Here is a 5,620-nt window from a genome sequence, read left to right on the forward strand (position 1 = left end):
CGGTCGCTGCCCCACGCCCTCATGATGATGATCCAGGCAACCAGTCGGAACTTTGAATCCATTTCGGACGAGATTAAGGCCTTCTACGAATACCATGCCTGCCTCATGGAACCGTGGGACGGACCCGCCCTCATCGCGGCGTGCGACGGCGACCGCATCTGCACGACCCTGGACCGCAACGGACTGCGGCCCTTCCGGTACGTGGTGACGAAGGATGATTTCGTCGTCGGCGCGTCGGAAGCCGGCGTGCTGGATATCCCGCCCGAACGGATCCTCACGCGCGGACGGCTGCAGCCCGGACGCCTGTTCCTGATCGACACGATCCGCGGCCGCATCGTCACCGACAATGAGATCAAGCACGAGATCAGCTCGCGCAAGCCCTATCGCACCTGGCTGGACGAGCAAATGACGAATCTGGACGACCTGCCGGAGCCCGACGACGTGCCCGCGCTCGACCTGGCGACGCTGGAAGAACGGCAGCGGGCCTTCGGATACACCAGCGAGGAGCTGAAGATCCTCATTGGCCCCATGGCGGCCCATGGGTACGAGCCCGTGGGTTCCATGGGCAACGACGCGCCGATCGCCGTCCTGTCCAACAAGCCGCAACTGCTGTTCCACTACTTCAAGCAGCTGTTCGCCCAGGTCACCAATCCACCCCTGGACGCCATCCGCGAAGAGCTGGTCACGTCCGTGGACACCTCGATCGGGCCTGAGCAGGACCTCTTTGCCGAAACGCCCGATCACTGCCGGCAACTCCGGATCCCCCGCCCCGTGCTGTCCAACGGGGAACTCGCCCGCATTCGGGATCTCGACCTGCCCGGGCTGAAATCGGAGACGCTTCCTGCGGTGTTCCGGCGGACTTCGGAGACTACCGGGTCGACGCCGACAGGCGGGACCGTGGGTTACGACGGGTCAGCGGGAACAGGCGCGCCCGCGTCGACCGGCGCTCTCGAGGAGGCCGTGGACGAACTGTGCCGCGAGGCGGGCCGGGCCATCCGGGAACGGGGCGCTACGCTGCTTATCCTGTCGGACCGGAAAGTCGGACCGGACTGGATCCAGATCCCGAGCCTGATCGCCACCGCCGCCGTGCATCATTACCTCATTCGAGAAGGACTGCGGACCAGCGCGGCCATCGTCGTGGAATCGGGCGAGCCCCGGGAGGTCATGCACTTCTGCCTGCTCATCGGTTACGGGGCCAATGCCATCAATCCCTACCTGACCCTCGAAACGGTCGAATGGATGAGCATCGACGGCCTGATCGATCCGCCGGCCAGCGCGGCCAGTCCGGCCAGCGCGGCCAGCCCAAGCGGTCCAGGCGGTCCGGCCAGCGCGGACAAGGCACGGGAAAACCTGATCAACGCCCTGTGCAAGGGCGTCCTGAAAACCATGTCCAAGATGGGCATCTCCACCATCAAGTCCTATCACGGTGCACAGATCTTCGAGGCCATCGGCCTGAAGCAGTCGGTCATCGACAAGTACTTCACGTGGACGGCGTCCCGCATCGAGGGCATCGGGCTGTCCGAGATCGAAGCGGAGTACCGCCAGCACCATCACCACGGCTATCCCGAACGTCCCGTGGCGAACGGACATACGCTGGACGTGGGAGGCTACTACCAGTGGCGGAGCGACGGCGAGCATCACCTCTTCAACCCCCAGACCATCGCGCTCCTGCAGACGTCGACGCGCACCGGCGATTTTGAACTCTTCCGCCAGTACACGGACCAGATCGACGACCAGACGCGCCTGCTGGGGACGCTGCGCGGCCTCTTCGACTACAGGCAGGTGCAGCCTCCGGTGCCTATCGTGGAGGTGGAGCCGGCCTCGGAGATCGTCAAGCGCTTCTCCACCGGCGCCATGTCCTACGGCTCCATCAGCAAGGAGGCTCACGAGACGCTGGCCATCGCCATGAACCGCATCGGCGGCCGGAGCAATTCGGGCGAGGGGGGCGAGGACCCGAACCGTTACTACCCCGATGAGAACGGTGACTGGCGGAACAGCGCCATCAAGCAGGTGGCCTCGGGCCGGTTCGGCGTGACGAGCAACTACCTGGTCAACGCCACGGACCTGCAGATCAAGATGGCCCAGGGGGCCAAGCCCGGGGAAGGCGGACAGCTGCCGGGCCACAAGGTCTTCGAAGAGATCGCGCGCGTGCGGAAGTCGACCCCCGGCGTGGGGCTTATCTCGCCGCCGCCCCATCACGACATCTACTCCATCGAGGACCTGGCCCAGCTGATCCACGACCTGAAGAGCGCCAACGACCGGGCCCGCATCCACGTCAAGCTCGTGGCCGAGGTGGGCGTGGGCACCGTGGCGGCCGGCGTGTCCAAGGGCAAGGCCGATGTGGTCCTCATCAGCGGGTACGACGGCGGCACCGGCGCCTCGCCGGAATCGTCCATGAAGCACGCGGGCGTGCCCTGGGAACTGGGCGTCGCCGAGACCCAGCAAGTCTTGGTCCAGAACGACCTGCGGGGCCGTATCGTGGTGCAGACCGACGGCCAGCTCAAGACGGGCCGCGACGTGGTCATCGCCTGCATGCTGGGGGCCGAGGAGTTCGGCTTTGCCACGGCCGCGTTGGTGGTGAGCGGCTGCATCATGCTCCGCAAGTGCCACCTGAATACCTGCTCCGTGGGTGTGGCCACCCAGGACGAGGAGCTGCGCAAGCGCTTCACGGGCAAGCCCGAGCACGTCATCAACTTCATGATGTTCATCGCCGAGCAGATGCGCGAACAGATGGCCCAGTTGGGCTTCCGGACGGTGAACGAGATGGTGGGACGCACCGATTGCCTCGACACGCGCAAGGCCATTGACCACTGGAAGGCGAAGGGCCTGGACTTCACCCGGATGCTCGCGCCCGTCGAAGCGCCCGACCGCGTAGCCCGCTACTGCTGCCAGAGCCAGGACCACGGCCTGGAGAAGAAGCTCGACCAGCGGCTCATCGAATTGTCAACCGAGGCCCTGGAGGACCGCCAGCCGGTCGTGCTGCGGCACGCGATCCACAATATCGACCGAACGGCCGGCGCCATGCTCAGCGCGGAGGTGTCGCGGAGGCACGGCGAGGAAGGCCTGCCGGAGAATACCATCCGGGCCAGGCTGCACGGGTCGGCTGGCCAGAGTTTCGGCGCTTTCCTGGCGCCGGGCATTACCTTCCTCCTGGAAGGCGAATCCAACGACTACACGGGCAAGGGGCTGTCCGGCGGCATCATGGCCGTTTTCCCGCCCGAAAACGCGAGCTTCGTGCCCACCGAGAACGTGATCATCGGCAACGTGGCGCTCTACGGCGCCACCGGAGGGCAGGCCTACTTCCGCGGCCGGGCCGGGGAACGGTTCGCCGTGCGGAACAGCGGCGCGGAGACCGTGGTCGAAGGCGTCGGCGACCACGGCTGCGAGTACATGACCGGCGGCCGCGTGGTCGTCATCGGTCCGGTGGGCCGCAACTTCGCCGCGGGCATGAGCGGCGGCGTGGCCTACGTCCTCGACGAGCAGGGCGTCTTCCCCGGACTGTGCAACCAGGAGATGGTCGACCTGGAACCGCTGATCGAGGAAGAGGACGTCGCCGAGGTGCGGCGGCTGATCGAAGCCCACGTGCGGTATACCGGCAGCGACCGGGGCGAGGACGTACTGGCCCGGTGGTCCGAACTACGGGACGCCTTCGTCAAGGTCATGCCCGTCGACTACCGCCGCGCACTCAAGGAAATGGCGGAACGGGCGGCGGAAGAGGCCAAGACCAACGGACATCCCGTCGAGACGGTGCCTGAAGCCGTCCCCGTAGGCGTCAACGGCGGCAAGGGATAACATTCAACAGACGGATTTATGGGTAAAACAACCGGCTTCATGGAGTACGAGCGGGGGACGGCAGGTTACCGGGATCCTCGCGAACGCGTCGGCGACTGGGAAGAGTTCGTCCTGCCCATGGCGGTGGATTCGTTGCAGGAGCAGGGCGCCCGGTGCATGGACTGCGGCATCCCCTTCTGCCACACCGGGGTTCCGATGGGCAAGGGACCCGGCGCGTCGGGCTGCCCCCTGAACAACCTCATTCCCGACTGGAACGACCTGGTCTACCGGAACCACTGGAAGGAAGCCCTCCAGCAGCTGCACAAGACCAACAATTTCCCCGAGTTCACCGGGCGGGTCTGCCCCGCGCCCTGCGAGGGCTCCTGCGTACTCGGCATCAACGCCGATCCGGTGACCATCAAGAGCATCGAGTGCGCCATCGTCGACCGCGGTTTCGAGGAAGGCTGGATTCAGCCGGAGCCGCCGCCGAAGCGGACCGGCAAGAAGGTGGCCGTCATCGGATCCGGGCCTGCCGGTCTGGCCTGCGCCGCCCAGCTCAACCGCGCCGGCCACCGCGTGATGGTCTACGAACGGGCCGACCGACCCGGTGGACTGCTCATGTACGGCATCCCGAATATGAAGCTCGACAAGGAAAAGGTCGTCCAGCGCCGCCTCGACCAGATGACGGCCGAGGGCGTCGAGTTCGTGACCGGCGTCGAGATCGGCAGGGACGTGCCCGCGGCGGACCTGGGCAGCGAAAACGACGCCGTGGTGATCTGCACCGGCGCCACCAAGCCCAACGACTTCGTGCGCAACGCGCCGGGTCGCGGCCTGGACGGCGTCCATTTCGCCATGGACTTCCTCCACGCGAACACGAAGAGCCTGCTGGATTCGGGACACGAGGACGGGAACTACATCTCGGCGAAGGACAAGCACGTGATCGTGCTGGGCGGCGGCGATACGGGGACGGACTGCGTGGGAACGGCTATCCGCCACGGCTGCAAGACGATGAACCAGTTCGACGTGATCCCCAAACCGCCTCCCGAACGCGCGCCGGGCAACCCCTGGCCCCAGTGGCCGGTGGTCTACAAGCTCGACTACGGCCAGGAAGAAGGCAAGGCCCTCTTCGGCGACGACCCCCGTCGCTACGACACCAGCACCGTCGAGTTCATCGACGACGGCCAGGGCCGGGTCAAGGCCCTGCGCACCATCGACCTCGACCGGTCGGTCCCCAGCAACGGCGCGCCTTTCAGCCCGAAGAAAGGCACGGAGCAGGAATGGCCCGCCGACCTCGTCCTCCTGGCGATGGGCTTCTCCGGCCCCGAAGATCCGGTGATCGAGCAGCTCGAAGTGGAACGGGACGGCCGGTCAAACGCCCAGGCCGAATACGGGAAGTACGCCACGAGCGTGGATAACGTCTTCGCGGCCGGCGACGCCCGTCGCGGCCAGAGCCTTGTAGTCTGGGCCATCCACGAAGGCCGGGGCGCCGCCCGGGAAGTGGACCGCTACCTCATGGGGAGCACGGACCTGCCTTAGGCCGTGCTGCAGTAAGCGGCCCTGTCGTAGGTCCTTCAGTCACGCCGACTTCCTCGACCTCTCCTGCAGATCGTACAGCGACGCGACCTCGTCTTCATAGCGCGGAATGGGGAAATCCGTCATGGTGAAGCGAGCCTGTGAAGCCCGTTCGCCGCGGACCAGGCGGCTGTGCGCCTCGACCTTGTCCGACATGACCCCGCAGTGGATGGGGAAGGCATCGGCTGCCCGGTAGCTGAGGATGAGCGTCTTACGCGGCCGATCCGACGAGTTGATGGCCGAGGCGTGAGGCGTCATGGCGCTCATGAAGATCGCC

Annotated in this window: 3 protein-coding genes; 2 read left to right on the plus strand and 1 reads right to left on the minus strand. The window is 66.2% G+C overall.

Annotated elements, in window-relative coordinates:
- On the plus strand, positions 1–3,792 hold a 3,792-nt coding region (gltB, locus tag OXH56_04250; GenBank protein ID MCY3554516.1), incomplete at its 5' end, for a glutamate synthase large subunit.
- Between the two features lie 18 nt (positions 3,793–3,810).
- Positions 3,811–5,307 (plus strand): glutamate synthase subunit beta, encoded by a 1,497-nt coding sequence (locus tag OXH56_04255; GenBank protein MCY3554517.1) that lies wholly within the window; start codon positions 3,811–3,813, stop codon positions 5,305–5,307.
- A gap of 39 nt (positions 5,308–5,346) precedes the next feature.
- Here the strand turns inward: OXH56_04255 and OXH56_04260 are convergent.
- Positions 5,347–5,620: phytanoyl-CoA dioxygenase family protein (locus OXH56_04260; GenBank protein MCY3554518.1), on the minus strand; the 274-nt coding region annotated here is incomplete at its 5' end.

The organism is Gemmatimonadota bacterium (assembly GCA_026702745.1).
Lineage (GTDB): Bacteria > JAAXHH01 > JAAXHH01 > JAAXHH01 > JAAXHH01 > JAAXHH01.

Excerpts from the sequence above, each read along its gene's own strand:
- OXH56_04255 (MCY3554517.1), top strand. The coding sequence starts at position 3,811 with ATGGGTAAAACAACCGGCTTCATGGAGTACGAGCGGGGGACGGCAGGT.